The sequence below is a fragment of the Yinghuangia sp. YIM S09857 genome, from assembly GCF_051388915.1.
Classification (GTDB): Bacteria; Actinomycetota; Actinomycetes; order Streptomycetales; family Streptomycetaceae; genus Yinghuangia.
This window is the reverse complement of sequence record NZ_JBPKBH010000022.1, coordinates 68,350-86,740: the sequence shown is the minus strand read 5'-3', so window position 1 is coordinate 86,740 and position 18,391 is coordinate 68,350. Positions and strand designations below refer to the sequence as shown.

Below are 18,391 nucleotides of genomic sequence, written 5' to 3'. Positions count from 1 at the left end.
TCGACGGACCCCGGCTAGCGTCGATCGAGTCGGCAACCCCACGGCTCACAGCGGAGGTCGCACAGCCCATGTCACACAGCCCACGATTCACCTCCCACGGCTCACGGCTCGCTCACCTCACCGAGGTTCGCCCGAGCAGGGTGCGCCTTCCCGGCCGGCCCGGTGGCGAAGGCGCGCAGGACGTTCTCCGTCACCTGGATCGCGAACCGACGCCCCGCCTCGTCGAGGTACTGGCCGCACGCCGTCCCGAGCGCGCACACCCAGCGCATCGTGCCGGTGGAGAACACCCCGGCGCCGGAAGGCACCGTGTAGTAGGACGCGTTGGCGTAGTCGGCCTTCCCGCCGCACGTGACCGGCGAGTGGCTGAGCACCTGGATCGGCTGCGGCGGCGCGGGGTCGCGCACCACGCGGTCGTACTCGACGCCGACAAGGCCCTTGTACGCGCTGCCGCGCCGAGCGCCCGTACCCGCGAACATCCACGCGTCCGCGTCCCAGACGACAAACGGCGCGTTGCCCGGGAAGCACTGGTAGTAGGTGCCGGTCAGGACGTTCTCCGGCCGCGGGTGCGGCGGAAGGCGCCAGTCCTGCGTCGTCTCGGTCGCGTCGTCCGCGGCCATCGGGTCCTCCGCGGCCGACTTGTAGCAAATCACCAGGCGGCGGTCGCCGAGCGCGGTCCGGCCGAACCGGATGTGCCGGTTGACGGCGTTGGCACCCAGGAAGGCCAGGTTGGTGCCGGAGTCGCGAAACTCCGTGGCGTGTTCGCGCATGGCCGTCGACCAGTACTCGTCGTGCCCGAGAGTGATCACAGCGGTCGCCCCGGCGAACAGCTTGGGGTCGGCGTCGAGGTCCACGTCGGTCGCATACGACACGGGCAGGCCCATGCGCTCGGCAAGGGCGATCAGCGGCAGCTCCATGTTGAGGAACCCGGCCGCGCCGGTGCTGTCGTACGGCCGGTCGAAGCTGACAATGCGCGCCCGGTCGCTGTAGTCCTGCGGACCGTTGTAGAGGTTGTAGCCGCCCCATTCGTTGTACGCCTGCCAGGTCGTGACCGCATTCAGCAACACCATGCGCCCGCGCGTCTGGCCTCCGCGCACGGTGACAGGGACATAGGTGCTGAAGCCCACGTCCGAGGTCAGGAGAAGGAGGTAGGAACCCTCGGGCCAGTCTGTCGTGGGGACGGTAAGGGACGGGTCCCAATCGGCGTGCACCGTGTTGACGCCGGGGTCGACGACGGGGGCGGCCTGTTTGCGGCCGGGTACGTGTGCGGACCTCCACACCTCGCGGCCTTTGTCGCCGCCGTACCAGCCCATGCGGTACGCGGTGACGGTGTAGCCCGGCGCGGTGGTCGACACGAACAGGCGGAAGGTTTCACCCGGGCGGACGGCGATCCGGTCGGCGTACGCCTCGATCGACCGCGCGGGGCCGGTGCGCAGGCCGGTCTTCCAGTCCTCGGTGCCGGGCTTGGAGTTCTCCGCGGCGACGTCGAGGGGCGGCACGGCCGTCGAGGTGGCCGACGGCTTCGCGCCGCCGGGCCGAGGGTCGTCGTCCCGGTCGCCGGACGCGCCACCCTCCCCCGGCGGCCGCTGCGAGGCGCCGACGGGGGTGCCGGTCTCGCCGGCCGAGCAACCCGCGACGGCGACGAGGACAGCGGCGACCACGAGGGCAGCCCAGCGCATCGATCAGCTCCTCGGCGTCGTCGCTCCGCTTGCCCCCTGTCTAACGAGCCGACGGCTTGAAGGCACGGTGCAGCGCGACGATGCCACCCGAGAGGTCGCGCCAGGCGACGCGCTCCCAACCGGACTCGCGTACGAGAGCGGCCAGGTGCGGCTGGTCGGGCCAGGCCCGGATCGACTCGGCGAGGTAGACGTACGCGTCCGGATTGCTGCTGACCTTGGTCGCGACGGGGGGCAGGGCACGCATGAGGTACTCGACGTACGCCGTGCGGAACGGCTTCCAGGTGGGGTGGCTGAACTCGCACACGAGCAGTCGCCCGCCGGGGCGCGTCACACGCAGCATCTCGGCGAGGGCGGCCTTGGGGTCACTGACGTTCCGCAGCCCGAAGGAGATGGTCACGGCGTCGAACGCACCGTCCGCGAAGGGCAGCCGCATGGCGTCGCCCGCGGTGAAGGGCAGGTCGGGGTGGCGGCGCTTGCCCTCGCGCAGCATGCCGATCGAGAAGTCGCACGGTACGACGTCGGCCCCGGCGTCGCGGAACGGCAGCGAACTGGTGCCGGTCCCGGCAGCAAGGTCGAGCACCCGTTCCCCGGGACGCGCGTCGACGGCCTGGGCGACGGCCTTGCGCCACAGTCTGTCCTGGCCGAGGGAAAGGACGGTATTGGTGGTGTCGTACTTCTCCGCCACGTCGTCGAACATCGCGGCGACGTCGCGCGGCTTCTTGTCCAGGGATGCTCGGGTCACAGGTACATCTTCGCCTGTCGGCGCCCCGGCTCCGTACACGCGGGTCGGCAGGGTGTCGCTGCCACGGGCGGCGGGGGTCGGGCGGGGACCGTCGACGGCACGGACGGTTCGTGGCGTCGGTGGCAGCACCTAGGGTCAAGACCGTGCCAGACATGCGACTTGAGAGCACCCTTCGCAAATCTCCGGACACCGTCGCCACGAAGGTCGTCGTCTCGTGGTCCCAGGAGGCTCCCGCGCAGATTGCCGAGGCCCTGCGCGGGCCTTTCGTGACCGGGTTGCGCATCCGTCCGGGTACGAAGGACGAGGAAGCCGACACCGAATACTGGGACGACGTACCGGACTTCGAAGACGACGGAACGCCGATGCCCCCGCCGCCGCACGGCGACGAAAGACTCGCCGACCTCGACCTCGGAGGACTTCGCGAACTGGAGCTGTCCTACTTCCGCATCGGCGACACGGGAGCCCGGCACCTCGCCACCGCGATCTCGCGGGGCCGGACAGAGACACTCGACCTGCGTTACTGCGGAATCGGCGATGAGGGCCTGGACGCGCTCGTCCGGTCCGGGCACCTCGACGACGTCCGGCGGCTGCGTCTCCAGCACAACCGGTTCGGCGCTGTCGGCGTACGCGCGCTGGCGCACCTGCGCCACGTCGAAGAACTCGACCTCAGGTACAACCGGATCGGGGCGGAAGGCGCACAGGCCCTGGCCGAGGCCGCGTTCGCGGATCGTCTTCGGATCCTGCATCTGCACCGCCGCGACGTCTCCGACGCAGGCGTACGAATACTCGCGTCCGCCGCCCGCCTTCCGGCCGCACTGCGCTGTCTCTGGGGGGAGCATGTGAGCGTCGAACTACGGGATCTCTTCCTCGCGTTGGCTTCGTCGGCAGCGTCCGAGGCCGAGGTGGAACGCTGCCGGGCCAAGGTGGACGCAACCGAGGCTGAGCCCACTGCCGTAATCGACGGGCTCGCGGTGTGCTGGCATCCGTCGGCGCGGTTCACGGCCCTCCGGTTCGTGGAAGCCGCACGGCTGGAACAGGAAGTCGACGGGACGACACGTGACCTCTTCGCCAGGCCCAGCGACGACGCACCGCACCTGGCGGCCGTCTTCGCGGACCCGCGTGAACTGTCGTTCCGCACGTTCGAGAACATCGTCCCGCTGGACCGGTTCTTCACGGACATGCCGTCAGACGTGCTGTCGGCCGGGACCGCCACGGAACTGGCGCCCGGTGCGTACGTCACGCGACTGGAGGTCTCGGACGAATGCCGCGCTCGTCTCATGCGCCTCGACGACCTCAACCTCTATGTCCCGCCGCTCAACTCCGTCTCCCGCGGCGGCGAACGCTTCATCTTCCACTCGGCCGTCCTCGCCGACGCGCTCGGACGGGCGGTGAAGGCGGCTCTGCCGGACGACGTGCTCGACGGCTTCTCGCACGTCAACCCGGTGTTCCGGGCCAACCGGTTCCGCCCGGGGGACGGGAAGTTCCGGCACCATCTGGACACGCCGTACTACGACCGTGCGCGCGGTCACGTCTCCCGGTACACGGTTTTGCTCTACCTGACCGGCGGCACCGGCGAACCGGCGCTCCGGCTGACCGACTTGGCGACGCTGACCGACATCGAGGCGTTCACCTGTGTGGTCTTCGACCAGAGCCGCGCACACGAGGGGGCGGCGTATCGCGACGGCGACAAGGTCTTCCTGCGCACGGAGCTGATCTTTCATCAGTCCGAGTCCGATGTCGCCCACGACCCGGACATCGGCGCGTTGTTCGCCAAGGCGTGCTACCTGACCGGCGAGAGCGTCTTCGCACCGGAACTGGCCCCGTATGCCGACACGTACTTCAATCAGGTCGCGGCGGCGCACTGGAACGGTCTGCCGGGCGAGGCCGCCTCGGTCGAACCGTTCGTCCACAAACGGTTCAGAGGTGTGGACTTCGTCGCCAACGGCCACGACTTCTGGTTCGCGAAGTCCGAGGGCCTTTCGCTCGCGGCGTGCGCCGCGATCACGTTGCTCGACTACTTCAACTGCACGCTCGGCGGGACGCCCTTCCGGGACGTGTGCGAGACGTCCGTGATCGAGGCCCGGGGAACGGACTGGGTGACAGCGTTTCTCCGGGAGCGGCGCGGCGAGCGCGGCCGGGCGGCTTCGGAAGCCGTACCGGAGTTCGACAAGGCCGTGCTCTTCCCGGCGGCCGAGGAAACCGACGACTCGTGCTGCCCGTTCCACTCGTGGGCGGACTTCGAGGCCACACGGTTCAGTGAGGTCGTCGAACTCAACGACGCGGCACAGTCGTTCGCGAAGGCTCACATTCTTCCGGCGCCCATCCTGCTGCTCGGCCAAGAGGTGGTGCTCGACCCGGACAAGTTCGTGATCCGAGGCAACCAGATCCACGTACTCGGGAAGGAGCCGCTCGCCCCGGTGAACTTCGCGGCCTGCTGGAACTCCGGTGGCCGACCCGCGAATTACCTGGACATCGCCGCGACCGTCGAAGCCGTGCACCTCCTGGTGCCGCCGATCCTCTTCTCCGAGACGGACGACTGCCACCACCTGAACTTCGACTTCTTCCGCAACACCTGGACGCTGAAGCACCGGCAACTTCCGGTCCCCGTCCCCCGGATCCGCGACCTGGAGGAGCTCGACTTCGACCCCGACGGCTGGGATCCCCGCCCCGAGCCGGCCGTGGCCTTCCCCTGGCTGGAGGCCGTCTACCGCTCCGTCGCGGACGATTTGGCGGGCGAACCCTCGGAGACGCCGTGGTGGACAGACGAGAGCCCCCTCGGCGAGGACCTGCGCGAGCACCTATTGGACATCGAGGACGAGTACCAGGACTTGGCAGACGAGATGGAGTCGGACGAGGAGGAAGACGAAGAGGACTAGCGCGAAGACGGGCCGCCGCAAGACCGAGGGGTTGTCGCCGGCACGGCGAGCGCTACAAGACAACGATGGCCAACGGTCGGAAAACTACTTGGGGGTTGATGAGTGGGTCGGATCAACGGCGGTGGACCAGGCGGCCGTTGAGGGAGGTGCCGATGCAGGAGCCGGTGCCGTGGGCCAGGAGGGCGGCGTACGGGTCCCCGTCGGTCGGTACGTCGAAAACGGCGAAGTCGGCGGGGATGTCGGGGCGGAGGGATCCGGCGTCGGGGAGGGACAGGGCCGCGGCGCCGCCGATGGTGGCGGCTTCCACCAGGCGGCGGTCGAGGTCGGCGGCGGTGTAGCCCTGACGGATCGCCAACTCGCGTACGGCTGCCGCCTCTTCCCACAGATCGAGGGACGGGGAAGAGGCGAGGGAGTCGGTGCCCAGGGCGATCGGTGAGCCCTCGGAAAGGTAGTCGGCCACCGGGGGTTCCCCCGCCTGGAGGATGCGGTTCGAGCGTACGCACAGGGCAACCGGTGTGCCGCGCTCACGGAGGATCGCGCGGTCGGCGACGTCCAGGTGGACGCCGTGGGCGACGTGCACGTCCGGGCCCAGGGCGTCGATCGAGTCGAGGTACGCCGCCGGGGTCAACCCGCTGCCGCCGTCGAGGAGTTCCAGACTGAAGCCGACGGCGTGATTGACGAGGGCGAACGGGCCGGTGCCGTCGCGTACGAACTCGATCTCGTGCGCGGACTCCGCCAGGTGCGGGTGAATGCGCAGGCCGCGTTCGCGCGCGATGGCGACGCTCTCGCGGAAGACCTCGGTGCCGACCGTGTACGGCGTGTGCGGCGAGACGCCGAGGGTCCGGCCGGCGGGCGTGGTCAGGACGTCCAGCAGGCGCGCCCGGCGCTTGGCGTCCCAGCGCGGCGAGTCGGCGATCACCTCGATGTACGAGATGCCGCGGATGCCGGAGCGGGCCACCGGGACCAGGGCCGGGCGGTTCGACACGATGTCCGCGACGGCCGTCGTGCCGGACTTGAGCAGCAGATGGACGCCGCGGCGCGCGCTCTCCTGCCAGCGCGCCTCGGTGTAGTCGGCGCGGTCCCGGTTGAGGGACGCCAGCCACTCCGGGAACGGCAGCCCCGACGCGGCGAGGTGCCCGAAATCGGTGAACTGCAAGTGCGTGTGCGCGTTGACGAGCCCGGGCGTCAGCACACCGCGCCATCGGCGTACGCGCGCCTCCGGGAAGCGCTCGACGGCCTCCGCCGCGGGGACGACCGCCGCGATGCGGTCGCCGTCCACGACGACGGCGCCTTCGTGCAGGGGAGGTTCGCCCGTCATCGTGAGCACGACCGGCGCGGCGTGGATGGTCAGCGGCATCGGGCCATCCTCCCGGAGAGGGTGGCGGGACCGCCATCCCGACCGGGCAAATCGCGTGCCCTCAGCGCGCCTCGACAATCGTCAGCGCCGGGTGCGCCGTCCCGCCCTCGATGGCCGTCGACGACAGGTGCGACACGACGCGGTCGTCCACCGGGTCCGCGGCCGGGTCGTCGTGCACCACGAGGTGGTTGTACGTCGTGTCCCGCTGCGCGGGGACCCGCCCCGCGGCGCGGATCAGATGGATCAGCTCCATGCGGTTCGAGCGGTGCTTGGCGCCCGCGGACGACACGACGTTCTCCTCCAGCATCACCGAGCCGAGGTCGTCCGCCCCGTAGTGCAGCGACAGTTGCCCGGCCTCCTTGCCGACCGTCAGCCAGGACCCCTGGAGGTGGTTGACGTTGTCGAAGAAGAGGCGTCCGATCGCGATGATGCGGAGGTACTCCAGCAGGGTCGCCTGGGTGCGGCCCTTCAGGTGGTTGTTCTCCGGCTGGTAGGTGTACGGGATGAACGCCCGGAACCCGCCCGTGCGGTCCTGCACGTCGCGGATCATGCGCATGTGCTCGATGCGCTCGGCGTTCGTCTCACCCGTGCCCATGAGCATCGTGGACGTCGACTCCAGGCCGAGCCCGTGCGCCGTCTCCATGATCTCCAGCCAGCGTTCGCCCGACTCCTTGAGCGGCGCGATGACCTGGCGCGGGCGGGCCGGCAGCAGCTCGGCCCCGGCACCCGCGAACGAGTCCAGGCCCGCGGCCTTGATGCGGGTGACGGCCTCCTCGACCGACACGCCCGACACCTTCGACATGTGCTCGACCTCGGACGCGCCGAGGGAGTGGATCACCAGCTCCGGGAAGTCCGCCTTGATCGCGGAGAACGCGCGCTCGTAGTACTCCACGCCGTAGTCCGGGTGGTGGCCGCCCTGGAACATGATCTGCGTACCGCCCAGTTCGACCGTCTCCGCGCACCGGCGCAGGATCTCGTCGAGCTCGCGCGACCAGCCCTTCTCGCTCTTGGGCGGGGCGTAGAACGCGCAGAACTTGCACGCCGTGACACACACGTTCGTGTAGTTGATGTTGCGCTCGATGATGTACGTCGCGATGTGCTCGGTCCCGGCGTACCGGCGGCGGCGCGCCTCGTCGGCGGCGCGGCCGAGCGCGTGCAGCGGGGCGTTGACGTACAGCTCCAGCGCTTCCTCGGGGGTGATGCGGCCGCCCGCGGCGGCCCGGTCCAGGACCGGTTGCAGCTCGTACCGAACACCCTCGGACTCGGCGGCAACAGCACTCACGGGATCCTCCACGGCGACTTGGAACCACCACGAAGCCTAACCGGCGGCCGCGGTCCCCTGCGTCGCGGGCAGGGCCGGGAGGCCGTCGATGCTCGTCCGGTTCTTCTTCTCCATGTACGTCTCGACCTCCTCCCCCGACTTGCCGTCCCAGGAGGCGCGCAGTTGCCCGCGCTCGCCGACGTAGTCCATGAACGGTATGGAATAGCCGCAACTGTCCGATACGCGCTTGACGTCCACGACGACGATCGCGCGGACGCCGGGCTCCCCGGCGTCCTTGAAGCGCGCGGCGAGGTCCGGCCAGCGCGCGTCGCCGCGGCGTACCGTCTCGCCGCGGCCGTGCAGCCGCACGATGGTGGGCGGGCCGGTGAAGGCGGTCCACATGAGGGTGATGCGGCCGTTCTCCAGGATGTGGGCGTGCGTCTCGGCGCCGCTGCCGGTCCAGTCGAGGTACGCGACCGTCCAGTCGTCGAGCACCGCGAACGAGCCGGCGTGGCCCTTCGGCGACACGTTGACATGGCCGTCGGGGTCGAGCGGTGCGGTGGCCACGAAGTACACCGGCTGACCGAGTATGAATTCCTTCAGCTCGCCGGTGATGCCTTCTGCATAAACCTTGCCCATGAGAGCCAACCTTTGATCACGGCGATCTTGGCGGCAAGGGCTTGCGGCGTGGAGGTGTTGTGGCGGTGGTCTCACTGGTGGCTTCGCGCACGGGCCGGCAGCGGCAGCGACACGAGCAACAGCACGGGCAGCGGCACCGGCAGCCTCACCCGTCGAGCAGCGACACCCGTACGTCCGCCGGATACCCGGTGTCGTGCGCGGTGCGCCGGGCGAACTCCGCGATGCCCGCGAGCTGCCGCGCGCCCAGCGAGAAGTCCAGTGCCTCCGCGAAGTACCGCTCCAGCGTGGCCGCGTCGAACGCCTCCCAGCGGGCGGCCTGGGCGGCGACCTTGTCCACCCGGGCCATCGACATGTCGCGCGACTCCAGGAAGGCGCGGTGCACGTCGCGCACCCGGTCCGGATGCCGTGCGAGGAAGTCGCGGCGCGCCGCCCAGACCGCGAAGACGAAGGGCAGGCCCGTCCATTCCTTCCACTCCCGGCCCAGGTCGTGGACGTGCAGGCCGAGGCGCGGGGCGTCGTGCAGCGAGGCGCGGAGCGCGGCGTCCCCGATCAGGACCCCGGCGTCCGCCTCCTGCATCATCAGCGCGAGATCGGGCGGGCAGGTGAAGTAGCGCGGCCGGACGCCGTCGCGCTCCTCCAGCAGCAGCCGGGCCAGACGCACCGACGTGCGGGACGTGGAGCCGAGCGCGACCGTCGCGCCGTCGAGCTGGTCCAGCGGCACCTGGCTGACCAACACCACGGACATGACCGGCCCGTCGCTGCCGACCGCGATGTCGGGGAGGACGACCAGGTCGTCCGCGTGCCGCAGGAACTCGACCAGGCTGATCGGCGCGATGTCGAGGTCGCCGCGTACGAGCATGTCGTTGAGGTGGTCGGGTGTGTCCTTGGTCAGCTCCATGTCGAGCAGCGCGCCGCTGTGCGCCATACCCCAGTACAGCGGCAGGCAGTTCAGGAACTGGATGTGGCCGACGCGCGGCCGGGTGGGGTGTGTCCCCTCGGCGGTGCCCGCGCTCGTCGACGGGGCGGGCTGTCCGGCGTCGCCCGGATCGCGGGGCGCCGTGTCCATGATGTCCACCCCCTGAGGCTAAGCCCGAGGGCCCGGACGCCACGCGAGGGGGAGGCCCGGGGAGTGTCACCGCCGTGCCACAACACGGGCCCTGGCGACCCGGACGGACGTACGGGCTGGCATCCTCGTATTCCGGGGGTGGCCGTCGGCTGCGCCTTCTGCGCGGCCCGCGACCGGTGGGCGGCGCGTCGTCGGCACACGGTCGGCAGCGGTCGACACCTGGTCGGCATCCGGTCTGCGAGGCGTCGACGAGGGGTCCGCGAGAGGTCCGTGGACACACGCGATCGCTTGTGGTGGCCGCTCGGCGCAACCACTTGTCGTCGGAACCAGTCTCTATAAGCGGCATTACCGGCCACACCCACTCGGGGACGAGTCCCAGATCACCCACGGAGGCCCTTATGTACCCCGCGTCCCGTCCGGGCGACAGCGGCACGCCCCCGGGCCCTCCGGGCTACGGGCAGGCGGTCACGCCGCCGCGGCCGCCGGCACCACCGGCCGCCGCGCCGAGCCCGTCGGGCGTCGCGGACGCGCCGCCGCAGTACGGCGGGTACGGCGCCCAGGCCGCCCCCTCGTACGCTCCGGCCGACTCGGGGTACCCGCCGCAGCCGCAGTTCGGCGACGCGCCGCGGACCGCGAGCAGCCCTGGTGGTCCGGGAGGTCTCGGGGGTCCGGGCGGACCCGGTGGCCGCGGTGGACGTCCGCCGCGGGGAGGGCGGCCGGGCGGTCCGGCGTACGGCGCTCTGCGCGGCACCGTCGCCTTCCTGTGCCTGCTGCTCGCCGTCCTGCTGACGATCCCCGCGATATCGGCGTCGTGGCTCAAGGGCGAGCTGATCTCGGACTCGGGCTTCGCGGACAACGCGGCCGAGCTGATCGAGAAACCGGCCATCCGCGACGAGATCCAGAGCCGGATCGCCAGCGAGGTCATGAACCAGGCCGGCATCCCGCAGAGCTACCGCACGATGGTCATCTCGTCGGTCGGCGCGGTCATGGCCACCGACGAGTTCAAGCGCGTGTGGAAGGAAGGCGCGGCGACCGCGCACAGCGTCGTGGTCGGGACGCTGCTCGGCAAGGACTCCCAGGTCACCGAGGTGGAGGGCGACAGCCTGACCATCAAGGTGCAGACGCCGCTCGACCCGCTGTTCGCCGAGCTGGCCGAGGCGGGCGTCAACGTCGACCGCGCCCAACTGCCCACCGAGATCCCGGTGTCGCTCGCGGACATCCCGGAGTCGGGTCCGGCGCAGGACGCGCTCAAGGGCGTCGACGACGCGGGCTGGATGCTCCCGGCACTGGCGATCGGCCTGTTCGTCGCCGGAATCGCGGTCGCCGTCCGCCGCCTGCGGGCCCTCGCGCTCGCCGCGATGGGCACGCTGGTGGCGAGCGGTGTGCTGTTGGTGGCCACCAACCTGGCCCGGTCGCCGGTCGTTGACGAGGCGACGAAGAGCTCGACGATGAGCAGCGAGGCGACGGGCGCGGTGTACGACGTCTTCACCGACTCGCTCATCACGTCGTCGTGGATCGTGGTCGTCATCAGCCTGGTCGCACTGGCGGGCGCCGCGGTGGCGGGGGCGGTGCTGCGCAGCCGGCGGGAGTCGGCGGCGGTCTGACCCGGTGCGGTGACCACAAGACTTCACCGGTGCAAACCTTTGTGGCCACCGCGCTGAACGAACGACCTGAGGGCCGCCGCGGGTTCGATCCCGCGGCGGCCCTCGCGCGTCCGGTCCGGGGCCGGCCGCGGTGTGCGGGGCCGGGGCCCTCTACTCGCTCGGGAAGGTGCAGGCCCCTTCGACCGCCGTGCCCGCCTTGCGGGCCTCGACCCACTCGACGATGTCCGGTCCGGCTGTGGAGACCTCGGTCGCGTCGTGCGGCAGGTCCGCGTACGGCTTGTACTGCACCGTCACGCCCGCATCACACATGTCGCGCGCCAGCGGCAGGTTCGCCTCGGCGAGCGGGTCCTGACCGCCCTGCGCCAGGAACACCGGCACCGCGGGCTTCGTCGCCTGCGGAAGCTGCCCGATCAGCACCCCGTTTAGCGCCAGCATTTTGGCGTCCGGGCGGAACAGCTCGGTCCCCGACGGCAGTTGCTCCCCTTGGTCACCCACGCACGTCTCCCATGCCTTCTCGGCCGCGGCAAGCCCCGCGTCGGTCAGGTAGTCCGCCGGGACGACGCTCGGGTCGGCGGCCGCGGCACCGTTGAGGAGCATCAGCGCCATCGCGGTCGCCGGGTCGCCCTGCGAGACGAGGTACGGCAGGAACGCGAAGTCGTTGGCCGGGGCGACCGCGACCGCACCCTTCAGCTCCAGCTCGGGGGCGTACTCGGTCGCGTAGTGCGCACTCCACAGCGCGGCGTGGCCGCCCTGCGAGTGGCCCGCGACGAACAGCGTCTTCCCGACGTCGGCGTCCATCTCGCGGGCGGCGCGCACAAGGTCGAGCGTCGCGTACGCGGCGGACTTGCCGTTCAGGAACGGGTGCTTCACGCCGTTGACGCCCATGCCGACGTAGTCGGGCTGCACGACCGCGTAGCCGCGCTTCACGAACTCGGCGAGCATCTCGGCGGAGCCCTGCCCGCTCGGGCCGGGGCCGCTGCGCGAGGGGGCGCACTTCGCGCCGATGCCCGTGGTGGCGTGGTCCCACGCGAGGACCGGCCAGCCGCCTTCCGGCGCGGGGCCGGCGGGCAGCGTGACGGTGCCGGTGGCGGCGACCGGCTGCCCGTCGGGGCCGGTCGTCCGGTACATCACCAACTGCTCTTTGGCGCCCCCCGCGACGGCCTTGTCCGCGGCGGCGGGACGCTCGCGTACGAGGCCTCCCGGCTTGTCGCCCGGCAGCGGATCGGGCGCGTCGAAGAACGCCTCGCCCTCCGGCACGGTGCCCGGCGACCCGGAGCCGGACTCGGTCGCGGACGGCGAAGGCGACGCCGAGGAGGACTCCGACGGGGACTCCGACGGGGACTCCGAAGGCGCGGCAGACGGGCTGGACGGAGCGTCCGACGGGCTAGGCGCCGACGGCGCCGGAACCTGGTTCACCAGCACCGGCCGGTAGCGGCCGCCCTCGGCGATCCGGTCGTCCCCGCTCCGGCTGCACCCGGCCGCCGCGAGCACGCCGACCACGGCGAACGCGGCGACATGGCGCAGTGTCCGCCTGCCCACAACGTCCGTACGTGCCTTGCCTGTGGAACGCATCGCCCGGCCCCCACCCGCATTTTTTGGATAGAACACGTTCTACGGTGCCGGAGCAGTATTGCCGCGAGAACCGAAGTGAACAAGACACATCCAAGGTCAGAGCCCCGGAAATCTCACCGAATACGCTCTACCCACCGCCCACTATCGGCGAGAACACATGTCAACATTCCCATCCCGCGATCCCCGATCGACCCTCACCGCCCGCGCTCATGCCCGAGCCCCAGGCCACGATCGGACGCCTGCGCCGATCCCGGAGGCGGGGGTTGCACTCCCCGGGTGGACTCGGCAGCGGCCGCAGGAAGCGTCTCCGTAACTCGGGCAGGCTCATCGAATGCCAACGGACGCCCCCTCCACGGCACCCGCGTGTCACGCTGGACAGGCGTCGTCCCGTCATCCGCCCCGCCCGGCGAACCGCCGCCGCCCTCCTTGACGGCCTTCGAGGGCGGCCCGATGCTCTTCGGCGGCAGGAATATACGGAGGTTCGGGTCCCGGTCCACCTGCTCCATGAAGGCTTCATGCTTTACGGGTTTCAGATCGATCGACGGACGTCGTTGCGGACGCAGCACAGGGGGAGGCACATCGCGGGCCGGCGTGTGCACCCACGTCGCCAGCCTCATGCCCTTGGGTGAGATGTCCATGGGGACGAAGTCGGCACCCTCGACCGTGCGAACGTGCCTACCGTGCACGACCATGCGGTAGACGTGGTCCGAAAGCATGACCGCAACGCATGACCGAGTGCCCTTGAGGACGCCTCGCAAATCATCTGAGTCCAGCATCCGGAAGAGCTCGATGAGAGGTGTTGCAAGTTCCCGGCCCCGCGGCACCCGCCCATGATGAATCGCCGCCCGCATGCGCATCGGCGGCCCCCGGAAACTGTCGCGGTTGGCCCTCAACATGTCGTCCAACGCCCGCATCGAATCGACCAGTGGAGCCGTCAGCCGTTCGGGCAGCACGGCCAGGAACCCGTCGCCCCCGTCCTGGACCTGCAAGACATGTTCTTCCCAGCGAATGCCCTCCTCCTCAAACGCCGCCTTCACGACCTCGTACATCGCGTGGGGCAAGTGCCGCCGCGAACCTTCCGGCATTTTCGAGGCGCCCGCCACGTCGACAGCGAACAAGGCGCGACTCACCCACTCGTCCCCGCCCAAGGACTCATGACCCTGCGATGCACCGCTCATCGAATTCTCCGGAAGCTGTCAGAGCACGCCCGAGTCGATCCCCGAACGGGCGCCTGCGTGTCAGGACGGCGGCGTGCTTCGTCCGCGCACGAGCGGGAGGTAGACCTCGTCGACGATTTCGACGAGGACCTCGTCGGGGGCGGCGGGGGCGCCGCGTACGACGAATTCGTTGCGCAGCAGAACCATCGCGACGGTGGCAACGCGGGGATGGAGTGCTTCGGGGGACGCTTCACCGCGTGCGACCGCGCGCCCCAGGATGGTCAACCAGGGCGCGGCGGCGGTGTCTCCGGACTGGTCCTGGAGTTGCGCCAGGAGTTCCGTGGCACCGCCGGCGGCCGCGAGCAGTTCGCGCAGGATCGCCCCCTGGGGGGAACCCCAGTAGCGGTTGGCTTGGCGGAGCCATTCCAGGACGTCGCCGCGCAGGGTGCCGGTGTCGGGCGGCTGGACGGCGGTGGCCATCCGCCGGTAGGCGGCGACGGCGAGGGCGAGGCGGTCCGGCCAACGGCGGTACAGGGCGTTCTTGTTGGTTCCGGCGCGCGCGGCGACCTTGTCCATCGTGAAGCCGGAGAGTCCCGATTCTGCGAGTTCATCCGCCGCGGCACGCAGGATGGCCTCCTCCAGGGCGGCCCCGCGGCGCCGCGTCTGCCCCGCACCGGACGGGCCCGGCGATGGCTCCGGCATGCTCTCTCACTCACGCTCGGTACTCGTCGTACCTGTCCATCCTGACGACGGCCCTTGATCCGCGGCAAATAAGGTACGGTCAGTACCGTAAAACTTCCGAGGGAAGGGACGGCGACCCGTGCGCGCCAAAGGCATCAGCTACGACACCGGTTTCGCCTGCAACGGCCTGCTCGGCCGGGAGCGGTTCGACGCGGAGCTGGTACGGCGTGAGCTGACGATCATCCGCGACGACCTGAACTGCACCGCGGTGCGCGTCATGGGCGGCGATCCGGACCGGATCGAACTCGCCGCGGGGTACGCCGCGGACCTCGGCCTTGAGGTCTGGTTCTCCCCCTACCCGCTGGAGCTGACCACCGACGAGATGCTGTCGTTGTTCGCCGACTGCGCCGAGCGCGCGGAACGGCTACGGCAGCGGGGAGCCGAGGTCGTGTTCGTCGCCGGTGCCGAACTGAGCCTTATGAACAAGGGGTTCCTGCCGGGCGACAGCACCGACGAGCGCGTCGCCCTGCTCGGCGACCCGGAGCAGCTCCGTACCCACATTGCCGAAGTCGGCTCCCGTGTCAACGAGTTCCTGGCCAAAGCCGTGGAGGTGGTCCGCACCCGCTTCGGCGGCAAGATCACCTACGCCGCCGTGCCGCTGGAGAGCGTCGACTGGACCCCGTTCGACATCATGTCCATGGACCTCTACCGCTCGGCCGAAATCGCCGACCAGTTCGCCGACGGCATCCGCCGCCTCGTCGCCCAGGGCAAGCCGGTGGCCGTCACGGAGTTCGGAGCCGCCGGCTACCGAAACGCCGGCGACATCGGCGCCCGCGGCCTGGAGATCGTCCAGTACGACGGCGACAGCCGCGTACCCGTGCGGCTGGACGGCGAATACACCCGCGACGAAGCCGGCCAGGCAACCTACGTACGCGAACTGCTGGAGGCCTTCGACGCCGGCGGCATCGACAGCACCTTCGTCTTCACGTTCGCCCTCTACGACTTCCCCCACCGCCCCGACGGCGACCCCCGCGACGACCTCGACCTCGCCAGCTACGGCATCGTCAAAGTCCTGGAACAGGGCTCCGGCACCACCTACCCCGACATGCCCTGGGAGCCCAAGGCAGCGTTCACCACCATCGCCGCCCACTACGCCAACTGAACGCCGCACCACGGCTCGCCCCAACACCCACCAATCCGCAAGTCTTGGCCCCCGAGGTCGTACGGGGAGGGTACGTGGACAGCTGGGTTGCCACATTGGCTGTTGCTGCGCTGGGAGTTGCCGGGACGTTGGCTTCGGGACTGCTGACGCAGCGGGCGGCTACGCGGGCGCGGATCGCCGAGCTTGAGCACGATCGGCGGCTCCGGCTGGCCGAAGAGGAACGGGCCCGCGAACGGGCCCTTCAGGACCAGCGCCACGCGTGCTATGTCGCACTGAACATGGCCGATCGACAGTTCCACTCGACCTTGCTCCTGCACGCGGATGCATTGCGCACCGGCGTCGACGCGGAACAGACCAAGGCCGCGATGGAGGCGGCCCGGGACGTCATGCGGGAGCAGTGGGCGGAAGCCCAACTGGTGCTACCCGACACGTTGTTGACGCAGGCCGCCGAGGTGAACGGCGTCCTGTGGAAGATCTATGAGACCATCCATCGCGTCGAGCGGGGCCACGGAGAACCCGGCGAATCGCCGGAGACAGCCACGGCCCGCCTGATGGAAGCAAAACGATGCCTCGCCGACTTGCGTACAGCACTGCGCGAGGAACTGGGAGTGAGTCGCCAACCCCGCGAACCGTGAGCACGGGCCTTGGCGTTCGGGAGCAAACGGAGTCAGCAGCCGCAGGTGCGGCCCATTGGGCGGGACGGGGCGCCGCCCGTGTCGCTGTCGAAGTCTCGGTGCCAGGCGAGTTTGGTCCGGCCCCCGTCGCCGCCCCCGTGATGCTGAATCCTCCCATCGCGCCTATCGACGGTGAGGTTTCCGGCACCGCACAGGGCACCCGTCCGCGGCCAGTGTCGAGGGGACTCGATCCAAGCGAGCGGCTGGAAGCGGAATTCCCAGCCACAACGGTGCTGGATGATCTGGTGAATCACCAGCGGGTTCTCCGCCCTCGGTCCGAACTGCTCCAAGAGATGCGCGTCCGCGATTTCCCGCGCCTGGTTGTAGTCGATCATGCGCTCCCCCGCGTGCGGATGTGAAGCGGCCCCGGTCCCCCACGACACGGAGGGGAGCGGGGCCGCTTGCGGTGTGCCTGTCAGACGGAGACCGGCTCCCGGCGGTCCGGCTGAGTGGGCACGTTCTTGGTGGTGTCGACGGGGTCGGACGGGGTGTCGTCCTCGGCGTCGATGTCCTTCGGGTTGTTGTACTTGTCGAGGTCGAGGGACTTCTCGCGGGCCGAGACCAGGACCGGGACGACGGCTTGACCCGCCACGTTGGTGGCGGTGCGCATCATGTCGAGGATCGGGTCGATGGCGAGGAGGAGGCCGACGCCCGCGAGGGGGAGGCCGACGGTGTCGAGGGTGAGGGTGAGCATCACGATCGCGCCGGTGAGTCCCGCGGTGGCGGCGGAGCCGATGACGGAGACCAGGACGATCAGGAAGTAGTCCTGAAGGTCCAGGCTGATGCCGAAGTACTGGGCGACGAAGATCGCGGCGAGCGAGGGGTAGATCGCGGCGCAGCCGTCCATCTTGGTGGTGGCGCCGAACGGGACGGCGAAGGACGCGTAGTCCTTGGGGACGCCGAGGCGTTCGACCGAGCGCTGGGTGACCGGCATGGTGCCGACCGAGGAGCGCGAGACGAAGGCGAGCTGGATCGCGGGCCAAGCACCCTGGAAGAAGCGCAGCGGGTTGACCCGGCCGACGGTGGCCAGGAGCAGGGGGTAGACGCCGAACAGCACGATGGCGCAGCCGATGTAGACGTCGGCGGTGAAGGTGCCGAGCGGCTTGAGGGAGTCCCAGCCGTACGTCGCGACGGCCGTGCCGATGAGGCCCGCGGTGCCGATCGGCGAGAGGCGGATGACCCACCACAGGGCCTTCTGCACGATCTCCAGGACGATTTCGGCGGCGTTGATGACCGGTTCGGCCTTCTTGCCGACCGACAGGATCGCCGCACCGAGCACGACGGCGAGGAAGACGATCTGGAGGACCTGCGGCTTAGGGCCGAACGCGCTGACGACGTTGGTCGGCACGATGCCGGTGAGGAAGTCCAGCCAGTCGCCGTTGGAGATGCCCTCGGGGGCGCTCTCCGGCCTGGCCAGGTCGACGCCCTTGCCGGGGTCGGTGAGCAGGCCCAGTGTGATGCCGATGGTCACCGCGATGAGCGAGGTGGCCAGGAACCAGAAGAGCGTGCGCAGCGCGAGGCTCGCGGCGTTGTTGACGTTGCGCAGGTTGACGACCGACACCAGGACCGCGGTGAACACCAGCGGCGGGACGGCGAGCTTGAGCAGCCGGACGAAGATGTCGCCGACCTGCTCAAGGGTCGTGGTCAGCCACTCGACGCTGCCGTTCTTGGCGATGAAGCCGAGACCGATGCCGAGGGCGAGGCCGATGAACGTCTGGGCCCAGAAGGGGATCTTGGGCAGGGATCGCTTGCGCACGCCGTCGGGCGCGGCGGTGGTCTGAGACAAGGCGGAGCTCCTGAAGCGGCCGGCGTGGCGCCGGGCACCGTGATGTACGGGACGGGGGTGACGACCGCTTCGGACCTGACGTGGCATGTGGGGAACGGGAGTGCGTTCGTCCACCGGTCAGGCGCGGGGGGTGAGGAC

Annotated in this window: 15 protein-coding genes; 4 read left to right on the top strand and 11 right to left on the bottom strand. The window is 70.1% G+C overall.

Annotated features, from left to right (window positions below):
• Positions 1-101 precede the first annotated feature (101 nt).
• Both ACRX5S_RS33700 and ACRX5S_RS33695 read right to left on the bottom strand, forming a co-directional pair.
• The gene (locus ACRX5S_RS33700; RefSeq protein ID WP_436776998.1) at positions 102-1,676 is read right to left on the bottom strand and encodes a N,N-dimethylformamidase beta subunit family domain-containing protein; all 1,575 of its coding nucleotides are present in this window, start codon (positions 1,674-1,676) and stop codon (positions 102-104) included.
• A gap of 40 nt (positions 1,677-1,716) precedes the next feature.
• On the bottom strand, positions 1,717-2,418 hold the full coding sequence (locus tag ACRX5S_RS33695; RefSeq protein ID WP_436776997.1) for a demethylmenaquinone methyltransferase: 702 nt from the start codon (positions 2,416-2,418) through the stop codon (positions 1,717-1,719).
• Positions 2,419-2,570: 152 nt separating this feature from the next.
• Between ACRX5S_RS33695 and ACRX5S_RS33690 the strand changes: the two genes are divergently transcribed.
• The gene (locus ACRX5S_RS33690; protein ID WP_436776996.1) at positions 2,571-5,294 is read left to right on the top strand and encodes a hypothetical protein; all 2,724 of its coding nucleotides are present in this window, start codon (positions 2,571-2,573) and stop codon (positions 5,292-5,294) included.
• 112 nt (positions 5,295-5,406) lie between these two features.
• On the opposite strand, the gene ACRX5S_RS33685 is transcribed toward ACRX5S_RS33690, so the two are convergent.
• The 4 genes from ACRX5S_RS33685 to ACRX5S_RS33670 form a co-directional block, all read right to left on the bottom strand.
• A complete protein-coding gene (locus tag ACRX5S_RS33685) occupies positions 5,407-6,651 on the bottom strand; it encodes an amidohydrolase family protein (protein ID WP_436776995.1) in 1,245 nt (414 codons plus the stop codon).
• Positions 6,652-6,712: 61 nt separating this feature from the next.
• Positions 6,713-7,933 carry a cyclic dehypoxanthinyl futalosine synthase gene (mqnC, locus tag ACRX5S_RS33680; RefSeq protein WP_436776994.1) on the bottom strand — a complete coding sequence of 407 codons (1,221 nt, stop codon included), beginning with the start codon at positions 7,931-7,933 and terminating at the stop codon, positions 6,713-6,715.
• A 36-nt stretch (positions 7,934-7,969) separates the two neighbouring features.
• Complete coding sequence (locus ACRX5S_RS33675) at positions 7,970-8,551, bottom strand: pyridoxamine 5'-phosphate oxidase family protein (RefSeq protein WP_436776993.1); 582 nt, start codon at positions 8,549-8,551, stop codon at positions 7,970-7,972.
• A 145-nt stretch (positions 8,552-8,696) separates the two neighbouring features.
• Positions 8,697-9,617, bottom strand: coding sequence for a menaquinone biosynthetic enzyme MqnA/MqnD family protein (locus ACRX5S_RS33670; RefSeq protein ID WP_436777059.1), 921 nt, complete (start codon positions 9,615-9,617; stop codon positions 8,697-8,699).
• Positions 9,618-10,015: 398 nt separating this feature from the next.
• Here ACRX5S_RS33670 and ACRX5S_RS33665 point away from each other — a divergent pair, with 398 nt between their 5' ends.
• Positions 10,016-11,221, top strand: coding sequence for a hypothetical protein (locus ACRX5S_RS33665; RefSeq protein WP_436776992.1), 1,206 nt, complete (start codon positions 10,016-10,018; stop codon positions 11,219-11,221).
• Between the two features lie 150 nt (positions 11,222-11,371).
• Here ACRX5S_RS33665 and ACRX5S_RS33660 read toward each other — a convergent pair whose 3' ends face one another.
• From ACRX5S_RS33660 to ACRX5S_RS33650, 3 genes are all read right to left on the bottom strand, one after another.
• Complete coding sequence (locus ACRX5S_RS33660) at positions 11,372-12,793, bottom strand: lipase family protein (RefSeq protein WP_436776991.1); 1,422 nt, start codon at positions 12,791-12,793, stop codon at positions 11,372-11,374.
• Positions 12,794-12,987: 194 nt separating this feature from the next.
• Complete coding sequence (locus ACRX5S_RS33655; protein WP_436776990.1) at positions 12,988-13,911, bottom strand: hypothetical protein; 924 nt, start codon at positions 13,909-13,911, stop codon at positions 12,988-12,990.
• A gap of 120 nt (positions 13,912-14,031) precedes the next feature.
• Positions 14,032-14,652, bottom strand: a complete 621-nt coding sequence (locus ACRX5S_RS33650; protein WP_436776989.1) for a TetR/AcrR family transcriptional regulator — start codon at positions 14,650-14,652, stop codon at positions 14,032-14,034.
• Positions 14,653-14,770: 118 nt separating this feature from the next.
• On the opposite strand from ACRX5S_RS33650, the gene ACRX5S_RS33645 reads away from it, so the two are divergent.
• Both ACRX5S_RS33645 and ACRX5S_RS33640 read left to right on the top strand, forming a co-directional pair.
• Positions 14,771-15,793 (top strand): hypothetical protein, encoded by a 1,023-nt coding sequence (locus tag ACRX5S_RS33645; RefSeq protein WP_436776988.1) that lies wholly within the window; start codon positions 14,771-14,773, stop codon positions 15,791-15,793.
• A 74-nt stretch (positions 15,794-15,867) separates the two neighbouring features.
• Positions 15,868-16,428 (top strand): hypothetical protein, encoded by a 561-nt coding sequence (locus ACRX5S_RS33640; protein WP_436776987.1) that lies wholly within the window; start codon positions 15,868-15,870, stop codon positions 16,426-16,428.
• A gap of 32 nt (positions 16,429-16,460) precedes the next feature.
• Here the strand turns inward: ACRX5S_RS33640 and ACRX5S_RS33635 are convergent, their stop codons facing one another.
• Positions 16,461-16,802 (bottom strand): hypothetical protein, encoded by a 342-nt coding sequence (locus ACRX5S_RS33635; protein ID WP_436776986.1) that lies wholly within the window; start codon positions 16,800-16,802, stop codon positions 16,461-16,463.
• Positions 16,803-16,882: 80 nt separating this feature from the next.
• Positions 16,883-18,253, bottom strand: coding sequence for a dicarboxylate/amino acid:cation symporter (locus ACRX5S_RS33630; RefSeq protein ID WP_436776985.1), 1,371 nt, complete (start codon positions 18,251-18,253; stop codon positions 16,883-16,885).
• Positions 18,254-18,391: the final 138 nt, after the last annotated feature.

Bases quoted from the DNA above. Each gene is read 5' to 3' on its own strand.
- ACRX5S_RS33660 (WP_436776991.1), bottom strand. From the start codon at position 12,793: ATGCGTTCCACAGGCAAGGCACGTACGGACGTTGTGGGCAGGCGGACA.
- ACRX5S_RS33675 (WP_436776993.1), bottom strand. From the start codon at position 8,551: ATGGGCAAGGTTTATGCAGAAGGCATCACCGGCGAGCTGAAGGAATTC.
- ACRX5S_RS33650 (WP_436776989.1), bottom strand. From the start codon at position 14,652: ATGCCGGAGCCATCGCCGGGCCCGTCCGGTGCGGGGCAGACGCGGCGC.
- ACRX5S_RS33635 (WP_436776986.1), bottom strand. From the start codon at position 16,802: ATGATCGACTACAACCAGGCGCGGGAAATCGCGGACGCGCATCTCTTG.
- ACRX5S_RS33685 (WP_436776995.1), bottom strand. From the start codon at position 6,651: ATGCCGCTGACCATCCACGCCGCGCCGGTCGTGCTCACGATGACGGGC.
- ACRX5S_RS33700 (WP_436776998.1), bottom strand. From the start codon at position 1,676: ATGCGCTGGGCTGCCCTCGTGGTCGCCGCTGTCCTCGTCGCCGTCGCG.
- ACRX5S_RS33670 (WP_436777059.1), bottom strand. From the start codon at position 9,617: ATGGACACGGCGCCCCGCGATCCGGGCGACGCCGGACAGCCCGCCCCG.
- ACRX5S_RS33690 (WP_436776996.1), top strand. From the start codon at position 2,571: ATGCGACTTGAGAGCACCCTTCGCAAATCTCCGGACACCGTCGCCACG.
- ACRX5S_RS33665 (WP_436776992.1), top strand. From the start codon at position 10,016: ATGTACCCCGCGTCCCGTCCGGGCGACAGCGGCACGCCCCCGGGCCCT.